Genomic DNA, 18,248 nt, shown 5'->3' with positions numbered 1-18,248 from the left:
AGCGGTGCCTCAGCAGCGAGCATCGCGCAGCGCGGCCGCCTTCGAGGTCAGGAAACGGCGCTCGGCGAGGTTGGTGGCCCGCATCGAGGCCAGATCGTACGCAGCGGCAGCACCGTCCAGGTCGCCGGCGAGCTCGAGCAGATGAGCGCGCACCGCGGGCACCCGCGGATGGTCCGCGAAGCCGTCGGCACCGTTCTGAGCACAGTCGCGCAGGAGCTCGTCGAGCAGCGCGAGCGCGGGACCCGGGCCGTCGGCGTACCCGACCGCGACAGCCTTGTTGAGCGTCACGATCGGACCGGGCGCGACCTTCTCCAACAACCCGTAGAGAGCCGTGATCTGCAGCCAGTCGGTCGCCTCCGCGGTGGGCGCGCGATTGTGGAGCGCGGCGATGGCGGCCTGGATCTGGTAGGTCCCCGGCCGGCCGGTGCCGATGACGGCGTCGACCAGTGCGACCCCCTCGCGGGTGGCCTCGTGGCGCCACAGACTCCGGTCCTGGTCGGCCAGCGGCACGACGGCGCCGTGCGCGTCGATCCGGGCGGGGCGGCGAGCATCGAGCAGCAGCATCAGTGCGAGCAGACCGCCGAGCTCGCCGTGCGCGCTCCCGGTCATCCTGGCGAGCGCGGAGCGGGCGAGGCGGGTCAACCGGATCGCCTCGGCACACAGGTCGACCCGCTGCAGCTGGTCGCCCTCGGTCGCGACGTACCCCTCGTTGAAGAGCAGGTAGAGCACCTTCATCATCGCCGGGATCCGCGCGGCGAGGTCGGCGGCGCCGTCGATCCCGAGCGAGCGCCCCTTGATCGTCGCCTTCGCCCGGGATATCCGCTGCGCCATCGTCTTCTCCGGGACCAGGTAGGCGCTCGCGATCTCCCGCGTGGTGAGCCCGCCGACCGCGCGCAGGGTCAGCGCCACCGCCGAGGCTGGAGTCAGGCTGGGATGGCAGCAGAGCAGGAGTACGTCGAGGGAGTCGTCCCCTCCGTACGTCTCCTGCCCCTCGGGCTCGGCGAGATGGTCAGCCTGCTCGCGGTCGCGTCGGCGCGACTCGCTGCGCTTGGCGTCGATGAGGCGATGCATCGCGGTGGCGATCAGCCAGCCGCGAGCGTTCTCCGGGACGCCGCGCTCCGTCCAGGTGCGTACCGCCTCGACGAGCGCCTCCTGGACGGCATCCTCCGCGGCGTCGAAGTCCCCGCAGCGCCGGGTGACCACGGCGACGACCTGCGGAGTGAGGTCGCGCAAGAGGTCACCCGGCAACGCCTCGGTCACTCGATGCTCGCCTCGCCGAAGGCGATCGTGTCGTCGACCGAGGAGCCGTCGGTGCCGTGGTACATCCGGCGCACCTGGATCGGCTGCTCGATCGGCCGCCCGCCCGGGCCGGGGGCAGCGGAGTAGAGCCCGGCGATCTCCAGGGCGCGTTCCCGGGTCTCGGCGTCGATGATCATGTAGCCGGCGACCCACTCCTTGAACTCCTGGAACGGCCCGTCGGTGACGGTCTTGTCGGTGCCGTCGGAGGTCACCACGAACGCCTGGTCGGGCGGCGTCAGGGCCTCGACGTGCACGAGTTCGCCGGACTCGGTCAGGGCCTTGTTGAGCGCTTCGTAGTAGCTCATGTGGCCTTGCACCTCCTCCGGCTTCCACCCGGCCATCCCGCCGGGAGTCTCGTCGGTGCCGCCTTGGTAGTCGAGGATCATCAGGTAGCGAGGCATGTCCTCACCCTTCCACTTCGGGCGCTCCTTGTAAGCGCCATTCACGAGGGGAACGGAGCCGGCGGCGCGATAACTACATGCTTCGGCGTACGACTTCGGCGTAGGTTTCTCGCCGTGCTGAAGGCCTATGACGAACAGCTGCGAACCGATGCCGAGACCGCCGGGGCGGTGTCGGTGACCCGGCACGGACCGCTGCGTCTGGCGACCTTCGGTGGTGGGCGCGGATTCATCTCCTACCAGGATCTCGGCGGGGCCGACGCAGCCGGCGTCGAGGAGCTGGTCGCCGCGGCGGTCGCGCACTTCGACGCCGACCAGGCGATCGAGGAGGTCGAGTGGAAGGCCCGCGGCCACGACCACGCCCCGGGGCTGCACGACACGCTGCTGCGGCACGGCTTCGTGCCGGACGAGCCGGAGTCGATCATGGTCGGCGAGGCTGCGCTGCTGGCCGTCGAGGTGCCTCTGCCGGACGGGATCGGCCTGCGTGCCATCACCAGCGAGCAGGACGTACGCGCCGCCAGCATCGTGCAGGACGGCGTCTTCGGGTCGCCGCCCTCGGAGGCTCGGGTCGAGAGCCAGCTGCGTGGGATCGCGGCGGGGGAGAGCGAGATGTGGGTCGCCGAGGCGGACGGCGAGATCGTCAGTGCCGGCCGTATCGACATGGTGCCGGGAACGGAGTTCGCCGGCATCTGGGGTGGAGCGACGCTGGAGAAGTGGCGCGGTCGCGGCATCTACCGCGCCCTCACCGCCGCTCGCGCCCGGACCGCCATCGCGCGGGGCAAGCGCTACATCCACAGCGACTCCACCGAGTTCTCCCGGCCGATCCTGGAGCGCTCGGGGCTGGCGAAGGTCGGCACCACGACGCCCTACGTCAGGCGCAGCCCCCGGCGATCAGGGAGCGACTGACGCGTCCTGCCCCGAGCGGACCAGCGACTCGGCGATCCGTCCGCTCGACTTCAGGTCCTCGACCAGCTCGTGCACGAAGCTCACGGTGGCAGGACGATGGTCGCGCGCGACCGCCACGGCCTGGCGGATCTCCATGAACCGCGGCTCGACGATCCGCAGACCGGGGTCGGCGTCGACGTGCCGGGTGAGGGGCTGCCGGATCCCGGCGGCGACGTCGAGACCGTGCTCGCGGAAGGCGTCGATCCCGTCGGCGCCGCGTACGACCTCGGCGTTCTCCAGCGTGCGGGTCAGGAAGAGGTCGTAGGCCGAGCCCTCCTTCACGCCGACCCGGACGCCCGGGCGGTCGACGTCGTCCGCGGTCCGGATCGGGGAGTCGGCCGCGACGGCGTAGACCCCCTCGATGAGGACGTACGGCGCGGTGAACTCGACCTCGGCGGCCCGGGCGGGCTCGACCGCGAGGAAGGCGACGTCGGCAGCCCCGGTCCGCAGCGCCTTGAAGGACTTGCGGGCGGCGTCGAAGCACTGGAAGGAGACCGGTACGCCGAGCCGGCTCGCCAGCTCCCGGGCGATGTCCACGGTGACCCCGCTCGGCGCCTCGGGCGTGCCCTGGGCGAGGACCGGGTTGCCGAGGTTGATCGAGGCGCGCAGGGTTCCGGTCGGTGCCAGATCGGCGGCGAGCTGGATCGGGTCAGGCATCAGGGTCCTTCGGCAGGAGAGTACGGATCGGGTCACCGGCCAGCCAGGCGGCGATGTCCTCGACGGCGCCACCGTAGAACCGGCGGTAGTTGTCCTCGGTGACGTAGCCGAGGTGCGGCGTCGCGACGACGTTCGGGAGGTGGCGCAGCACGTCGTCGGCGGGCAGCGGCTCGACGTCGAAGACGTCCAGGCCCGCTCCGGCGATCGTGCCGGAGCCGAGGTGGGCGATGAGCGCCTCGGTGTCGACCAGCCCGGCGCGCGAGGTGTTCACCAGGTGGGCGGTCGGCTTCATCGAGGCCAGGTCGGCGTGTCCGACGATGTGTCGCGTGGTCTCTGACAGCACCAGATGGAGCGAGACGATGTCGCTGGTCTCGAACAGGGTGGCCCTGTCGACCGCGCGCACCCCGAGCGGCTCGGCGCGCTCGGCGGTGAGGTGGGGGCTCCAGGCGATCACCTCCATCCCGAACGCCTGCCCGACGGCCGCGACCCGGGCCCCGATCTTGCCGAGCCCGAGCAGGCCGAGCGTCCGGCCGTGCAGGTCGCTCCCGACCGTCCGCTGCCAGCCGTGACCGGTCGCCTCGGTCACGACGTGGCGGGTCAGCGCGTGGATCAGCGCCCAGGTCAGCTCGACCGGCGGATGCGGGCTCGACGGAGTGCCGCACACCGTGACCCCGAGCCGAGCCGCCGCGGCGAGATCGATCGAGGCGTTGCGCATCCCGGTCGTGACCAGCAGCTTCAGGTCCGTCAGCCGCTCCAGGACGGCCGCCGGGAACGGCGTACGCTCCCGCATCGCGACCACGATCTCGGCACCCTCGAGCGCCCGGACCAGCGCGTCCGGCCCGAGGTGCTCGGTCAGCGAGGTCACCTCGACCCCGTCGAGAGAGTCCCATGCGGCGTACGTCCTCGCCACGTCCTGATAGTCATCGAGAATCACACAGCGCACGATCGCAACCTATCGGGTAGCTGGTGTTCTGCTGTGGGCAGATCTGCCTGCGGCAGATTCGCTGGAATCCGGCGTACGCCTGGATCAGGCTCGACAGCATGACCCAGACACCCATCACGGCCGGGCCGCTCGACGAGCAGCTCACGGCGCGACTGCAGAACCAGAGGATCATCGTGCTCGGCCAGGAGGTGGACGACGCGATCGCCAACCGGATCTGCGCGCAGCTGCTCCTGCTCAGTGCTGAGGACCCGCACCGCGACATCTCTCTCTACATCAACTCACCCGGCGGCTCGGTGACGGCCGGGATGGCGATCTACGACGTGATGCACCTGATCCCCAACGACGTCTCCACGCTGGGGATGGGGATGGCGGCGAGCATGGGGCAGTTCCTGCTCACCGCGGGCACGCCGGGCAAGCGCTACGTCCTGCCGCACACCGAGGTGCTTCTGCACAAGGGGTCCGCGGGGATCGGCGGCTCGGCGGCCGACATCGAGGTGCAGGCCGCGCGGCTGGCACGGATGACCGAGCAGATGCTCCGGATCACCGCCGCCCACACCGGTCAGAGCGTCGAGCAGATCGACCAGGACTCGCTGCGCGACCGGTGGTTCACCGCCGAGGAGGCGCGCGAGTACGGGTTCGTGGACGAGGTGCTCAACGACGTGCAGTCGGTGACGCCGGTGCAGCAGCGCAGCGCCGCGTTCGGTCTCACCTCGGCGGGGGGTGCCCGATGAGCTCGTACACGATCCCCTCGGTGATCGAGAAGACCCCACGTGGCGAGCGGGCGCTCGATGTCTACAGTCGCCTGCTCTCGGACCGGATCGTCTATCTCGGTACGCCGATCGACGACGGCGTCGCCAACGTGGTCATCGCGCAGCTGATCCACCTGGAGTCGGACGCGCCCGACACGCAGATCGAGCTCTATCTCAACTCTCCCGGCGGCGACCCGACCGCGATGCTGGGCATCTACGACACGATGCAGTTCCTGCGTTCTCCGGTGGCGACCACCTGCGTGGGCCAGGCGGCGGGCTCCGCGGCCGTGCTGCTGGCCGCGGGGGAGCCGGGGCGGCGTACGGTCCTCCCGCACGCGCGGGTCGTGCTGCAGCAGCCGGGCCAGGACGGTCAGCGGGGCGATGTCACCGACCTGCAGGTCGCGGCGAAGGAGATCGGCCGGGTGCGAGCCGAGATGGACGCGCTGCTGGCGCGCCACACCGGCCACAGCACCGACCAGATCCACGCCGACACCGAGCGCGACCTCGTCCTCGGGGCCGAGGAGGCGGTGGCGTACGGACTGGCGGACGCGGTGCTGGAGAGCCGCAAGCTCGCTGCGGTGTGACCTCCGGCCGGGTCAGGCGGCGAGAGCCATGGGGCCGGGCGGGCGGGCGCCCGCGCGCAGCGTGCGGGTGACCCGCTCGGTGAGGTCGACGAGGCCGAGGCCCAGCGCGCCCCCGACCGCCTCGAGCACCTCGGAGCTCGGCTCCTTGCGGCCGCGCTCGATCTCGGAGAGATACTGCGTCGAGACACCGGCGTCGCCGGCGACGTCGGCAAGCGTACGCTCCTGGCGGGACCGCTCCTCGCGGATCACCTGTCCGGCGGCCTCACGCCACAGCGGCGCCGGCTTGTCGTAGTCCGGCAACGGATGGCCGGGAAACCTGATCACTTCGCCCATGCCAACACACTAGCGCTGCACACGAGGGCGGAACGGGGCGTTCGCGCCGGGCGAACAGAGGTCCTACCAGGGGTTATATCGGTCGAACGATAGATGACGAGGACTTGCCAAGGAGGTTCGACACTCCGATAGTGGTCGCACAGTTTCGATCTTTGTAGGTCTACTGTGCACGACCAGAGAACTTGTCGAGTCGTTGGTATCACGGGGGAATCGTGTTGCATCGCAAGCAGATCGCCTTGGCTGGAATGGCAACGGGGTTGGCCATGACGAGCATCGGGATTGGTGGCCTGATCGTCGGCAACGCCGGAGCGGAAGAGCCAGGACACAGTTACGCCACGGACGAGTCCGGGGTCAGCCTGATCTCGCCGGTCTCGCCGGTGGGGCCGCTGGAGAAGTCGTCCTCGACGCCGTCGCAGGCTGGTCCACCCAGCCAGATGGGCCCGGGGAGCGAGGTTCCTGAGGTCGCTGAATCGGTCCCGGCGAGCCCGCGGTCGGTCGAGGAGTCGGCCGATGGGTCGATGTCCCCGGTCCCGGCGCGACCCACTCAGGTGCCGTCGGACTCGAGGCCGACGGGCAGGCCGACCGAGTCGCCGAGCGACCCCAGCGAGTCGCCCAGCGAGTCGCCGAGTGAGCCCAGCGAGTCGCCGAGCGAGCCCAGCGAGTCGCCGAGCGAGCCGACCGAGTCGCCGAGCGAGCCCAGCGAGTCGCCGAGCGAGAGCCCGACCGACTGACCCGGGCTCCCGGGCGCGGTGCCGCGATGCCCCGGGGTGGATAACGCTCGAGGCATCGCTGCCCTACGCTGTGCGCCACACCAGGCGCGGGGCGGGCACAGGGAGTCGAGTTGCAGAGCAAGCAGGTCGCCGTGGCAGGCATCCTGACCGGCGCGGTCGTGACCGGTCTCGGGGTGGTCGTCCTACTCGCCGGCCTGGCGGAGGCCGAGCGACCCGATCGTGACCCGGTCCCGGGTTTCGAGGACGTCGGGAACGCCTATCCCGATGTGGATCCGTTGCCGCCGCCCGGCTCGAAGCCGTCGGAGGAGCCCTCCGCCGGCTATTCGGCGCGTCCGCATGGCGCGGGGGCCGATCGTGACGGCCCGACGTACGGACCGGGGGAGGCCGACCCCTCCACGGCCGGCGCCCCGGACCGGCCGACGGCGTCGCGTGAGCCGGACGAGCCCGCCGAGACCGGTGGCTCGACGCCCACCTCCAGGCCCACGCTCACGACGGAACCGGAGCCGACCGCCGAGCCGACCGAGTCGGCCGATCCGACCACGGATCCGACGCCGACGGAGACCGCGACCCCGACTACGGAGCCGTAGTCACCACCCTCGCTCGCGCCATTCGGCGAGGTGCGGACGCTCGGCGCCGAGCGTGGAGTCGTCGCCGTGGCCCGGGTAGAACCAGGTCTCGTCGGGGAGGGTGGCGAAGATGCGCTCCTCGACATCGTCGAGCAGTTGGGTGAAACGTACGGGATCCTGCTGCGTGTTTCCCACGCCGCCCGGGAAGAGGCTGTCGCCGGTCCACAGATGGGGCGTGCCCTCGGGGTCGCGGTAGACGAGAGCGACCGACCCTGGAGTGTGCCCGCGCAGCGCGATGACCTCGAGCGCGCAGTCGCCGACGGCGACCGTGTCCCCGTGGGAGAGCGTGCGAGAGATCGGTACGCCGGTGGCCTCCGTGATCGCGGAGGCATCGGGCTCTCCGGCGAGCGTGGCGGCGCCGGTTGCGGCGGTCACGTCGGCCAGGGCTCGGTGGTGGTCCCAGTGCTGGTGGGTGGTGACGACGGTGGCCAGCTCGCCGCCGATGAGGGGGAGCAGGGTCTCCGGCTCGGCCGCGGCGTCGATGAGAAGCTGCTCGCCGGTCGTTCGGCAGCGCAGCAGGTAGCAGTTGTTGGACATCTGCGCGTCGACGGCGACCTTCGTGATTGTCAGCCGGCCGAGCTCGCGTACGTCGGCCGGGCCGCCCGGTTTCACCGCGCCTGTATAAGTGGTAGGGGCATCGCTCATACGTCTATGCAAGCACGTCGGACACGACCAGAAGTAAAATGTCGGTGCTCCGTGAGAGGGTGCCGTCTGGGAGTCTTCCCAGCGTCGTATGATGCGAACATCTGTTCGACGCAGTAGCGCGATGCGATAAGCACTGGACGAGGAAAGAACGTGGCGGAGCAGCAGCTGATCATCCGGGGAGCCCGGGAGCACAACCTGAAGGATGTCTCCCTCGACCTGCCTCGGGACTCGATGATCGTGTTCACCGGCCTGTCCGGAAGCGGGAAGTCGAGCCTCGCGTTCGACACCATCTTCGCGGAGGGCCAGCGTCGCTACGTCGAGTCGCTGTCGGCCTACGCTCGGCAGTTCCTCGGTCAGATGGACAAGCCGGACGTCGACTTCATCGAGGGGCTCTCCCCGGCGGTGTCGATCGACCAGAAGTCGACCTCGAAGAACCCGCGCTCGACGGTCGGCACCATCACCGAGGTCTACGACTACCTGCGTCTGCTCTACGCGCGCGCGGGCCGTCCGCACTGCCCGACCTGTGGTGCGCCGATCGAGCGGCAGACGCCGCAGCAGATCGTCGACCACGTGCTCACGCTGGAGGAGGGGCGCCGCTTCCAGGTGCTGAGCCCGGTGATCCGGGCCCGCAAGGGGGAGTACGTCGAGCTCTTCAGCCAGCTGCAGCAGCAGGGCTACTCCCGCGTGCGGGTCGACGGCGAGACCCACCAGCTCGACGCTCCGCCCAAGCTGGAGAAGCAGAAGAAGCACACCATCGAGGTGGTCATCGACCGGCTCGCGGTCAAGGAGTCCTCCAAGCGGCGGCTGACCGACTCGGTCGAGACCGCGCTGGAGCTCGCCGGCGGCCTGGTCGTCTTCGACTTCGTGGACACGGGCGAGCAGATGAAGTTCTCCGAGCGGATGTCGTGCCCCAACGACCACCTGCTCGACACCGACGAGCTCGAGCCGCGCTCGTTCTCCTTCAACTCGCCCTTCGGCGCCTGCCCGGCCTGCACGGGCCTCGGCACCCGGATGGAGGTCGACCCCGAGCTGGTCGTCCCCAACCCGGCAGCCACCCTCGCCGAAGGCGCGCTGCAGCCCTGGTCCCAGGCCCACGTCGCCGAATACTTCCTGCGCCTCCTGGAGGCTCTCGGCGGTGAGCTCGGCTTCGACCTGGACACCCCCTGGGACGACATCCCGGCCGCCGGGCAGAAGGCGATCCTCGACGGTCACGGACGCAAGGTGCACGTCGTCTCGGTCAACCGCTACGGCCGCCGCCGTTCCTACGACGCCGAGTTCGAGGGCGTACGCCGCTGGGTGGAGCGCCGCCACAAGGAGGCCGAGTCCGACACCACCCGGGAGCGCTTCGAGGGCTACATGCGCCAGGTGCCGTGCCCGACCTGCAAGGGCACCCGGCTCAAGCCCGTCTCGACCTCGGTGACACTGGGCGAGCGGAGCGAGGGCGGTCTCAACATCGCCGAGCTCTGCGCGCTGCCGATCAACGAGGCCGCGGACTGGCTCGACCAGGTCGAGCTCAGCGGCCGGGAGCGGCAGATCGCCGAGCAGGTCCTCAAGGAGATCCAGGCGCGGCTGCGCTTCCTCCTCGACGTCGGCCTCGACTACCTCTCCCTGGAGCGGCCCTCGGGTTCGCTCTCCGGCGGTGAGGCCCAGCGGATCCGGCTGGCGACCCAGATCGGGTCCGGTCTGGTCGGCGTCCTCTACGTGCTGGACGAGCCCTCCATCGGCCTCCATCAGCGCGACAACCACCGGCTGATCGAGACCCTCGAGCGGCTCAAGCGGCTCGGCAACACCCTGATCGTCGTCGAGCACGACGAGGACACCATCAAGGTCGCCGACTGGGTCGTCGACATCGGCCCCGGCGCCGGTGAGCACGGCGGCCAGGTGATCCACTCCGGCACGGTCGAGGAGCTGCTCGCGAACGAGCAGTCCGTGACCGGTCAGTATCTGGCGGGCCGTCGCGAGATCGCCGTCCCGGCCGTACGACGTCCCCGCACCGCCGGGCGCGAGCTGACCGTCCACGGCGCCAAGGAGAACAACCTCAAGGACATCGACGTCACCTTCCCGCTGGGGCTCTTCCTCGCGGTCACCGGCGTCTCCGGCTCGGGCAAGTCGACGCTCGTCAACGACATCCTCTACACCGCCCTGGCCAAGGAGTTCTACCGCGCCCGCACCGTTCCGGGCCGGCACACCAAGATCTCCGGCCTGGACAACGTCGACAAGGTGATCCACGTCGACCAGTCCCCGATCGGGCGTACGCCGCGGTCCAACCCGGCCACCTACACCGGCGTCTTCGACCACATCCGCAAGCTCTTCGCCTCCACTCCGGAGGCCAAGATGCGGGGCTACCTGCAGGGCCGGTTCTCGTTCAACGTCAAGGGTGGCCGCTGCGAGGCCTGCTCGGGTGACGGCACGATCAAGATCGAGATGAACTTCCTCCCCGATGTGTACGTCCCGTGCGAGGTCTGCCACGGCGCGCGCTACAACCGCGAGACGCTCGAGGTGCACTACAAGGGCAAGTCGATCGCCGAGGTGCTCGACATGCCGATCGAGGAGGCGGTGGAGTTCTTCGCCGCCGTGCCTGCGATCGCGCGCCACATGAAGACCCTGGTCGAGGTCGGCCTGGGCTACGTGCGCCTGGGGCAGCCCGCGACCACCCTGTCGGGTGGTGAGGCACAGCGGGTCAAGCTCTCCGCCGAGCTGCAGAAGCGCTCGACCGGCAAGACGCTCTACGTCCTCGACGAGCCCACCACCGGCCTCCACTTCGAGGACATCCGCAAGCTCATCGGCGTGCTCTCCTCGCTGGTCGACAAGGGCAACACGGTGCTGGTGATCGAGCACAACCTCGACGTGATCAAGACCGCCGACTGGATCATCGACATGGGTCCGGAAGGCGGCAACCGTGGCGGCACGGTGATCGCCGAGGGCACTCCCGAGACCGTCGCCGCGACCCCTGGCAGCCACACTGGCGGCTTCCTCGCCCCGCTGCTCGACGGCAAGGCCGCCGAGCAGCCGCCGGACAAGCCGGTGAAGGCGAAGGCGGAGCCGGCCAAGACGGCGGCCAAGAAGACGGCGGCCAAGAAGAAGCCGGCGACGCGGAAGAAGGTCAGCGCGTCCTGACCCGAGCTCGAGATTTGCCCGAGGGTTTGCGCTCAGCGGGGGACGTCCGTTGCCGACGCGCCTATTCTGGGCGGCATGAGTGAATCTCGAATCACCCGGCGGAAGGTCGTCACAGGCACCGCGGTGACCGCGGTCGGTGTCCCTCTCCTGGCGGCATGCGGCAGCGGCGACACCGGCTCCTCGGGTGACACCGGGTCAGGTGGCAGCGGCCCGCTGGTCGCGACCAGCGAGGTCCCGGTCGGCGGGGGAGTGATCGTCGCCGACCGCAATCTGGTGGCCACCCAGCCGACCGAGGGCACGTTCAAGGTCTTCTCCTCGATCTGTACCCATCGGAGCTGCCCGGTCACGAAGGTCGCCGGCGGCACCATCGACTGCCCATGCCACGGCAGCCGGTTCTCGATCGAGGACGGCTCGGTGACGCAGGGCCCGGCGACGAGTGCCCTGGAGGAGGTCGCCTTCGAGGTCACCGACGGCGAGATCGTCCCCAGCTGAGCCACCCACATCGAGGCGTCGCCCCCGCAGGCCGAGGCGTCACGCGCACAGATCGAGGCGTCAACTCTGCAGGCCGACACGTCACACGCTGCCCACTCGACCTGCAGAAGTGACGTTTCGGCAGGGTTGGCTCAGGCGCGTGCGAGGGCCTGTGCCCGCCACAGCTCGTCGCGCGGCGAGCGGCGGCGGTCGAGACGGGCATCGAGCAGCACCCGGGCCTCGTCCCAGCGGTCGGCGCGGAGCAGGGCGGCGATGCGGGCCTCCTCGATGATCTCCCGCTGCGCGTCGGAGCCGCCGAGGCGGCGGATCGACGGCGCTAGCGCGGCGAGCCGGTCGGCGGCAGCCGCGTTCTCGTCGCGGGCCATCATCCCCAGCGCCTCGGCGAGAGGGGAGACGACCGTGGCCATGGTCGGATGTACGTGTCCGGCGGCCCACGACCTCAGCTCGTCGAGCGCACCGGCGTCACCGGTGGCGAGGTGCGTGACCGCGGTGTGCATGGCCAGGAACGGGGTGGCGGGCCGGATCATGGTCTCGCGGCCGGTGACGCGTACGACCTCGGCGATGTCGGGCACGTCGTGAGCCCCCGGCGTGAGCGCCCACCGGAAGAGCAGCGAGCCGGAGTCGACCAGCGCCCGGCATCCCAGCGCGTGGCCGGGCTGGAGCTGGGTCTCGTAGCGGCGGCGTACGGCTTCCAGGTCGCCCAGCGAGAGCTCGTGCAGCGCGGCGTGCCAGGAGAAGTGGGACAGCGAGTCGATCTGGGCGCCGTCGCCGAGCACCCACGAGGACATCCACGTGAGTCCCGCCTCGTGGTCGCCGGTCTCGTAGTGCGCGTGCGCACGGGCGTGGGCGGAGTGGCCGGCGCCGGGCTCCACTGCCAGCGAGGCACAGGAGAGCGACATCGCGTCGTCGAAGCGGCGCTGCTCCTGGCGTACGAAAGCGAGCAGGCCGGCGAACCACCAGTCGTCACCGTAGGCGGGCCTGGCGCGTTCGACGATCGCCCACGCCTCCTCAGGCACCTCGGTGGCCCCGGCGAAGGCGATGGTCGGCACCGCGGTCGAGAGCAACAGCGCGTCTCGCGGGAAGGCCGCCAGGTGGTCGATCAGTGGCCGCGGGTTGCCGCCGATGTGAGCCTCGACCGCGTGGACGTGGCTGCGCTCGCGCTCGGTCCCCCGACGGGCGTGCAGCCGAGCCTGCTTCAGGCGAGCGCCAACGTCGACCGGCGCGCACATCTCGTGGCCGAGCAGTGCCAGCGCGGCGTGCCCGAGCGCGAACGTCGGGTCGAGGACGATCGAGGCCGCGAAGGAGGCGAGGGCGCCGTCCCGTAGACGAAGCACGTCGAGCAGCCCCTGGGAGTAGGCCAGGGCAGCTTCGTCGCTGGTGGTCAGCGCGTATCCATAGCGGTCACGACAAGGCACGTAACCATACTAGGCCACTAGACTTTAAAACCCAGGCCCGCGCGGCAGATTTCCCCAGACTCAGGGAACCGGGAGCTCTCCGGAGCCCCGGGGAATCAGCCTGGCGCCGATGGTGACCGTCTGGGGCGGACCTGCGGTGTCGCCGGCGATTCGCTGGAAGAGGAGCCGCGCGGCGGCCGCGCCCATGGCTCCGGGATCCTGGGCGACGACGGTGAGTCCCGGCTGGAGGAGATCGCCGAGCTCGACGTCGTCGAACCCGACCAGGGCCAGTCGCGTCGAGCGCCGGGCGAGCTCGCGGAGCACGCTGACGGTGGTGCGGCTGTTGCCGCACAGCAGTGCCGTCGCCGGTGACGGTCCGCCGAGCAGCCGGTCCAGTGCGTCGGCGGTCGACGCGGGTGACGGGGGTGCCTGCGTGACGAGATCGTCGGCGAAGGGGACTCCGGCGGACTCGAGCGCGTCGCGATAGCCGCGCAGGCGCTCGCCGGCGGTGTAGATCTCCGGCGCGTCGCCGATGAAGCCGATGCGGCGATGTCCGTGGGAGAGCAGATGCTCCACGCCGCGCCGGCTGCCACCGCGGTTGTCGGTGAGGATCATGTCGGCCTCGATGTCCCCGGGCGGTCGGTCGACGAACACGACCGGGATGCCGGCCTGCATCTCGGGGAGGAGGTAGGAGTGGCTGGTGCCGGCCGGTACGACGATCAGCCCGTCGACGCGCCGCTCGCAGAACGCGAGAGCGAGCTCGCGCTCCCGGTCGGCGTCCTCGGCCGAGGATCCGGCGAAGACCATCGTCCCGTGATCGCGCGCGATCTCCTCGACCGCGCGGGAGAGGATCGAGTAGAACGGGTCGGCGACGTCCTCGAGCAGCAGCCCGACGGTGCCCGACCGTCCCTGCCGGAGCTCACGAGCGCTGGCGTTGCGCCGGAATCCGAGCGCGGCGATCGCCTCGAGCACGGCCGCGCGTAGGTCGTCGTTGACGTTCGACTCGCCGTTGACCACCCGCGATACGGTCTTCAGGCTCACTCCGGCCGACGCCGCGACGTCCTTCATGGTCGGGCGGCGCTGCTGACGGGTCTGCTCGGACGAGGGTGATGCCACGTGCTCAGCGTAGACGTCGATCCGAGCGCGACAACGATGTCTCGATTCTTCCCGTGTGTCGGCACAAATCACCCGTCCTCCTCAGCGGGCCCGCGTAAATCCTTCGCAAACGTCGTTGACAACGTTGTCATCTCACGGTTCCATCTGGGGTGCCCCCCCATGTGAAGGAGATCACACCGATGCATCGTTGGGACGTACCACGCAGAACGAGAGGCCGGGCCCGCCTGGCCGCGATGATCGCCGCGACGGCGGCGCTGATGGTCGCGATGAGCGGCACCGCACCTGCGCTCGCGACGCCGGAGGCACCTGAGCCCTCGGCCCCGAAGAGCGACACCGCCGACCCTCAGCAGGCCGCCGAGGGCGGTGACTGGGCGACCTCCTTCGACGAGGGCGACCCGCAACCCAGCTGGGCCGACCTCGTCGACACCGATGACGACGGCAACCCCCGCAGCGCGGGCGTCACCGGACCCGACCCCTTCGGCATCCCCGGCGACATCTCCGAGCACATCACCGGCGCCACCGCCAGCGGAGAGAACACCGGCTCGGGCGAGGGGGCCGCGGAGCTCGTGGACGGGGACATCAACACCAAGTGGCTCACCTTCGCGACCACCGGCTGGGTGCAGATCGAGCTCGACCAGCCCGTCAGCGTTGTCAGGTACGCCCTCACCTCGGCCAACGACGCCGCCGAGCGTGACCCGAAGAACTGGGTGATCCAGGGCTCCACCGACGGCCAGACCTGGACGACCGTCGACACCCGCACCGGCCAGTCCTGGGACGAGCGCTTCCAGACCCGAGAGTTCGAGATCGCCTCACCGCAGGCGTACTCCCACTACCGCATCGACATCTCCGCCAACCAGAGCGGTGGCATCATCCAGCTCGCCGAGTGGCAGCTCTCCGACGGCTCCGAGCCCCCGCCGCCGCTGAAGAACATGACCAGCCACCCCGACGACGGCCCCGCCACGGCGTACGCCGCGAAGTCGAAGGTCGGCTTCACCGGAGTGCACGCCTTCGAGTACGCCGGCAAGATCACCGCAGACAAGGGCCATTCCTACAACCGCGTCTTCGACGTCGACATCCCGGTCGGCGCCGAGACCGAGCTGTCCTACCTGGTCTTCCCGGAGTTCATCGAGGGCGACCTGAGCTACCCGAGCACCTACACGGCCGTCGACCTGGCCTTCACCGACGGCACCCTGCTCTCGGAGCTTGGCGCGCTCGACGCGCAGGGCTACGTACTGTCGCCGGAGGGCCAGGGTGAGTCGAAGTCGCTCTACACCAACCAGTGGAACAAGAAGACCTCCGTCATCGGCGAGGTCGCCGCGGGCAGGACGATCGACCGGATCCTGGTCGCCGTCGACGCCCCGAGCGGCCCGACGAAGTTCCGTGGCTGGTACGACGACATCGAGATCACAGCCTCCCCGGACGAACCCCAGATCACCAGCCGCGTCGACTACGCCGTCACCACCCGTGGCACCCAGTCCAGCGGCAGCTTCTCGCGGGGCAACAACATCCCGGCGACCGCGGTCCCGCACGGCTTCAACTTCTGGGCGCCGATGACCAACGCCGGCTCGCTGTCGTGGTTCTACCGCTACCACCAGGACAACGACGCGCAGAACCGGACCAGCCTGCAGGCGCTGACGCTGAGCCACGAGACCAGCCCGTGGATGGGCGACCGGCAGACCTTCCAGGTGATGCCGTCGGCCGCCGAGGGCATCCCCGACCCGGGCCGCAACGAGCGTGAGCTCACTTTCGAGCACGAGAACGAGATCGCCCGGCCCCACTACTACAAGGTCGGCTTCGACAACGGGCAGAGCGCCGAGATCGCACCGACCGACCATGCGGCCGTGTTCCGGTTCACCTACCCCGGCGACTCCGCGCGGCTGGTGTTCGACAACGTCAACAACGACGGCGGGCTGACCCTCGACCCGGCGGCCGGGACGCTGACCGGCTTCACCGACACCCGCAGCGGCCTGTCCAACGGCGCGACCCGGATGTACGTCTACGCGACCTTCGACCAGCCGGTCACCGGCGGCGGTAAGTACGCCACCGGCGAGCGCCCGAACGTACAGGGCCATCTGGAGTTCGACGCCGGCGCGGACCGGACGGTGACGATGCGCATCGCCACCAGCCTGATCGGCATCGACCAGGCCAAGCACAACCTCGAGCTCGAGGTCGGCGACGACTCCTTCGACACGGTCAAGGAGAAGGCGAAGGCGCTGTGGCAGGACAAGCTCGACGTCCTCGACATCCAGGGTGCGACCAAGGACCAGAAGACGACCGTCTACTCCAACCTCGCCCGGCTCTTCCTCTACCCGAACTCCGGCCACGAGAACACCGGCACCGAGGACGAGCCGGTCTGGAAGCACGCCGTGCAGTCCACCTCCGGTGACACCATCCCGCCGGGCACCACGCCCACCCACACCGGGGCCGACATCGTGGACGGCAAGGTCTATGTGAACAACGGCTTCTGGGACACCTACCGCACCACCTGGGCGGCCTACTCGCTCCTGGAGCCGAGCCAGGCGGCCGAGATGGTCAACGGCTTCGTGCAGCAGTACAAGGACAACGGCTGGATCTCGCGCTGGTCCTCGCCGGGCTACGCCAACCTGATGACCGGCACCAGCTCGGACGTCTCCTTCGCCGACGCGTACGTCAAGGGCGTGAAGGGGATCGACGCCGAGGCCGCCTATGCGGCTGCCGTGAAGAACGCCACCGTCCGGCCTCCGGGCTCCGCGACCAACTCCAACGTCGGCCGCAAGGGCATGCAGACCTCGGTGTTCCTCGGCTACACGCCCGCGGCCGTGAGCGAGGGCGTCTCCTGGGGGCTCGAGGGCTACATCAACGACTACGGCATCGGGAACATGGCCGCGAAGCTCGCCAAGCGCGACGGGATCTCCCGCGCCGAGAGGAAGCGGCTGAAGGAGGAGTCGGAGTACTTCCTCGGCCGGGCCCGCAACTACGTCAACACCTTCGACACCAAGGTGGGCTTCTTCCAGGGTCGCAACGCCGACGGCACCTTCAAGAAGTCACCGGCCGACTACAACCCGCTGGTGTGGGGCAGCGACCACGACTACACCGAGACCAACGGGTGGAACTTCGCGTTCCACACCCCGCAGGACGGCCAGGGCCTGGCCAACCTCTACGGCGGTCGCGCCGGGCTCGCGAAGAAGCTGGACACCTTCTTCTCCACGCCGGAGACGGGGGAGTACCCGGGCTCCTACGGCGGCATCATCCACGAGATCCGTGAGGCCCGGGACGTACGCATGGGGCAGTGGGGTTTCTCCAACCAGGTCAGCCACCACATCCCGTGGATGTACAGCTACACCGGGCAGCCCTGGAAGACGCAGGAGATCGTCCGCGAGACCCTGCGCCGGATGTACACCGGCTCCGAGATCGGGCAGGGCTACGCCGGTGACGAGGACAACGGCGAGACCTCGGCGTGGTACCTCTTCGCCTCCCTGGGCCTCTACCCGCTGCAGATGGGCAGCGAGAACCTCGTGCTCGGCTCGCCGCAGTTCACCAAGGCCACCCTCCACCTCGAGGGCGGCAAGGACCTGGTGATCAAGGCACCGAAGAACAGCAACGAGAACATCTACGTCCAGGGCGTCAAGATCGACGGCAAGCGGTGGGACAAGACGTACGTCTCCCACATGGAGCTCGCCGGCGGCGGCACCATCGAGTTCGACATGGGCTCGAAACCGTCGCGCTGGGGCACCTCGCCCAGCGCCGTCCCGCCGTCGCTGACCACCGGCTCGGAGCCGGCCACGCCGATCGCCGACAGGTCTGGCCCGGGCAAGGGCACGGTCTCCGCCAGCGGCAACGACGGCGAGACGCTCGTCGACAACGACTCCGGGACGCAGACGACCGTGGCCGGTGACGGCTGGGTGGAGTACCGGTTCTCCGGGACCAAGGTGCCGGTCTCCTTCTACACCCTCACCAACGGCGCCGACGGTGGCTCGCCGAACGGCTGGGTCGTCAAGGGGTCCAACGACGGCACCGACTGGAAGGTCCTCGACCGGCGCTCGGGCGAGGAGTTCGCCTGGCAGCAGGCCACCCGGCCGTTCAAGCTCGAGTCGGAGTCGAGGTTCAACCGGATCCGGATCGAGTTCACCGGGACCGCCGGTGAGCAGATCACCCTCTCGGAGGTGGAGCTGCTCGGCTAGCCGATCCGGGCACCCCCTGCGTACCGCCAGCCTGTCGGTCCTCGCCGATAGGCTGGCGG

The 18,248-nt window shown here is 69.8% G+C and carries 17 protein-coding genes; 7 read left to right on the top strand and 10 right to left on the bottom strand.

Annotation, left to right across the window (positions count from 1 at the left end):
- Positions 1–9 precede the first annotated feature (9 nt).
- Together OG801_RS03190 and OG801_RS03185 are read right to left on the bottom strand one after the other, a co-directional pair.
- Positions 10–1,260: an RNA polymerase sigma factor gene (locus tag OG801_RS03190; RefSeq protein WP_406033593.1), complete on the bottom strand. Its 1,251-nt coding sequence runs from the start codon at positions 1,258–1,260 to the stop codon at positions 10–12.
- Entirely contained in the window at positions 1,257–1,700 is a 444-nt protein-coding gene (locus OG801_RS03185) for a YciI family protein (RefSeq protein WP_406033591.1), read from the bottom strand. The genes OG801_RS03190 and OG801_RS03185 overlap by 4 nt, the downstream gene beginning before the upstream one ends.
- Before the next feature lie 114 nt (positions 1,701–1,814).
- On the opposite strand from OG801_RS03185, the gene OG801_RS03180 reads away from it, so the two are divergent.
- A complete protein-coding gene (locus OG801_RS03180; RefSeq protein ID WP_406033589.1) occupies positions 1,815–2,603 on the top strand; it encodes a GNAT family N-acetyltransferase in 789 nt (262 codons plus the stop codon).
- Here the strand turns inward: OG801_RS03180 and OG801_RS03175 are convergent.
- Both OG801_RS03175 and OG801_RS03170 read right to left on the bottom strand, forming a co-directional pair.
- Positions 2,589–3,299, bottom strand: coding sequence for a transporter substrate-binding domain-containing protein (locus OG801_RS03175; RefSeq protein ID WP_406033587.1), 711 nt, complete (start codon positions 3,297–3,299; stop codon positions 2,589–2,591). The genes OG801_RS03180 and OG801_RS03175 overlap by 15 nt on opposite strands.
- Positions 3,292–4,242 (bottom strand): D-2-hydroxyacid dehydrogenase family protein, encoded by a 951-nt coding sequence (locus OG801_RS03170; RefSeq protein WP_406033585.1) that lies wholly within the window; start codon positions 4,240–4,242, stop codon positions 3,292–3,294. Before OG801_RS03170 ends, OG801_RS03175 begins: the two co-directional genes overlap by 8 nt.
- Positions 4,243–4,340: 98 nt before the next feature.
- On the opposite strand from OG801_RS03170, the gene OG801_RS03165 reads away from it, so the two are divergent.
- Positions 4,341–4,973, top strand: a complete 633-nt coding sequence (locus tag OG801_RS03165) for an ATP-dependent Clp protease proteolytic subunit (protein ID WP_355020820.1) — start codon at positions 4,341–4,343, stop codon at positions 4,971–4,973.
- Positions 4,970–5,575: an ATP-dependent Clp protease proteolytic subunit gene (locus OG801_RS03160; protein ID WP_355020819.1), complete on the top strand. Its 606-nt coding sequence runs from the start codon at positions 4,970–4,972 to the stop codon at positions 5,573–5,575. The genes OG801_RS03165 and OG801_RS03160 overlap by 4 nt, the downstream gene beginning before the upstream one ends.
- 12 nt (positions 5,576–5,587) lie before the next feature.
- Here OG801_RS03160 and OG801_RS03155 read toward each other — a convergent pair whose 3' ends face one another.
- The 3 genes from OG801_RS03155 to OG801_RS03145 form a co-directional block, all read right to left on the bottom strand.
- Complete coding sequence (locus OG801_RS03155; protein ID WP_406033584.1) at positions 5,588–5,908, bottom strand: helix-turn-helix domain-containing protein; 321 nt, start codon at positions 5,906–5,908, stop codon at positions 5,588–5,590.
- A 328-nt stretch (positions 5,909–6,236) separates the two neighbouring features.
- Positions 6,237–6,452 carry a hypothetical protein gene (locus OG801_RS03150; RefSeq protein ID WP_355020817.1) on the bottom strand — a complete coding sequence of 72 codons (216 nt, stop codon included), beginning with the start codon at positions 6,450–6,452 and terminating at the stop codon, positions 6,237–6,239.
- Positions 6,453–6,695 (bottom strand): hypothetical protein, encoded by a 243-nt coding sequence (locus OG801_RS03145; protein WP_406033582.1) that lies wholly within the window; start codon positions 6,693–6,695, stop codon positions 6,453–6,455.
- A gap of 54 nt (positions 6,696–6,749) precedes the next feature.
- Here OG801_RS03145 and OG801_RS03140 point away from each other — a divergent pair, with 54 nt between their 5' ends.
- On the top strand, positions 6,750–7,226 hold the full coding sequence (locus OG801_RS03140; RefSeq protein ID WP_406033580.1) for a hypothetical protein: 477 nt from the start codon (positions 6,750–6,752) through the stop codon (positions 7,224–7,226).
- Here OG801_RS03140 and OG801_RS03135 read toward each other — a convergent pair whose 3' ends face one another.
- Positions 7,227–7,910, bottom strand: coding sequence for an MBL fold metallo-hydrolase (locus OG801_RS03135; RefSeq protein ID WP_406033578.1), 684 nt, complete (start codon positions 7,908–7,910; stop codon positions 7,227–7,229).
- 150 nt (positions 7,911–8,060) lie between these two features.
- Here OG801_RS03135 and uvrA point away from each other — a divergent pair, with 150 nt between their 5' ends.
- A complete protein-coding gene (gene uvrA / locus OG801_RS03130; protein WP_406033576.1) occupies positions 8,061–11,027 on the top strand; it encodes an excinuclease ABC subunit UvrA in 2,967 nt (988 codons plus the stop codon).
- 75 nt (positions 11,028–11,102) lie between these two features.
- Complete coding sequence (locus tag OG801_RS03125; protein WP_406033573.1) at positions 11,103–11,519, top strand: Rieske (2Fe-2S) protein; 417 nt, start codon at positions 11,103–11,105, stop codon at positions 11,517–11,519.
- Between the two features lie 131 nt (positions 11,520–11,650).
- On the opposite strand, the gene OG801_RS03120 is transcribed toward OG801_RS03125, so the two are convergent.
- Both OG801_RS03120 and OG801_RS03115 read right to left on the bottom strand, forming a co-directional pair.
- Complete coding sequence (locus OG801_RS03120; RefSeq protein ID WP_406033571.1) at positions 11,651–12,934, bottom strand: pyridine nucleotide-disulfide oxidoreductase; 1,284 nt, start codon at positions 12,932–12,934, stop codon at positions 11,651–11,653.
- Positions 12,935–12,994: 60 nt separating this feature from the next.
- Entirely contained in the window at positions 12,995–14,029 is a 1,035-nt protein-coding gene (locus tag OG801_RS03115) for a LacI family DNA-binding transcriptional regulator (protein ID WP_406033569.1), read from the bottom strand.
- Between the two features lie 233 nt (positions 14,030–14,262).
- Here OG801_RS03115 and OG801_RS03110 point away from each other — a divergent pair, with 233 nt between their 5' ends.
- Entirely contained in the window at positions 14,263–18,189 is a 3,927-nt protein-coding gene (locus OG801_RS03110; protein WP_406033567.1) for a GH92 family glycosyl hydrolase, read from the top strand.
- Positions 18,190–18,248: the final 59 nt, after the last annotated feature.

The organism is Nocardioides sp. NBC_00163, assembly GCF_045206295.1.
Lineage (GTDB): Bacteria > Actinomycetota > Actinomycetes > Propionibacteriales > Nocardioidaceae > Nocardioides.
Note: the sequence above shows the minus strand (reverse complement) of the source record. Positions and strands in the feature narration are given on the sequence as shown.

What these genes read in the sequence shown, in the direction of transcription:
- OG801_RS03110 (WP_406033567.1), top strand. Translation starts at nt 14,263, where the DNA reads ATGATCGCCGCGACGGCGGCGCTGATGGTCGCGATGAGCGGCACCGCA.
- OG801_RS03125 (WP_406033573.1), top strand. Translation starts at nt 11,103, where the DNA reads ATGAGTGAATCTCGAATCACCCGGCGGAAGGTCGTCACAGGCACCGCG.
- OG801_RS03135 (WP_406033578.1), bottom strand. Translation starts at nt 7,910, where the DNA reads ATGAGCGATGCCCCTACCACTTATACAGGCGCGGTGAAACCGGGCGGC.
- OG801_RS03165 (WP_355020820.1), top strand. Translation starts at nt 4,341, where the DNA reads ATGACCCAGACACCCATCACGGCCGGGCCGCTCGACGAGCAGCTCACG.
- OG801_RS03185 (WP_406033591.1), bottom strand. Translation starts at nt 1,700, where the DNA reads ATGCCTCGCTACCTGATGATCCTCGACTACCAAGGCGGCACCGACGAG.
- OG801_RS03145 (WP_406033582.1), bottom strand. Translation starts at nt 6,695, where the DNA reads ATGCCTCGAGCGTTATCCACCCCGGGGCATCGCGGCACCGCGCCCGGG.
- OG801_RS03160 (WP_355020819.1), top strand. Translation starts at nt 4,970, where the DNA reads ATGAGCTCGTACACGATCCCCTCGGTGATCGAGAAGACCCCACGTGGC.
- OG801_RS03175 (WP_406033587.1), bottom strand. Translation starts at nt 3,299, where the DNA reads ATGCCTGACCCGATCCAGCTCGCCGCCGATCTGGCACCGACCGGAACC.
- OG801_RS03155 (WP_406033584.1), bottom strand. Translation starts at nt 5,908, where the DNA reads ATGGGCGAAGTGATCAGGTTTCCCGGCCATCCGTTGCCGGACTACGAC.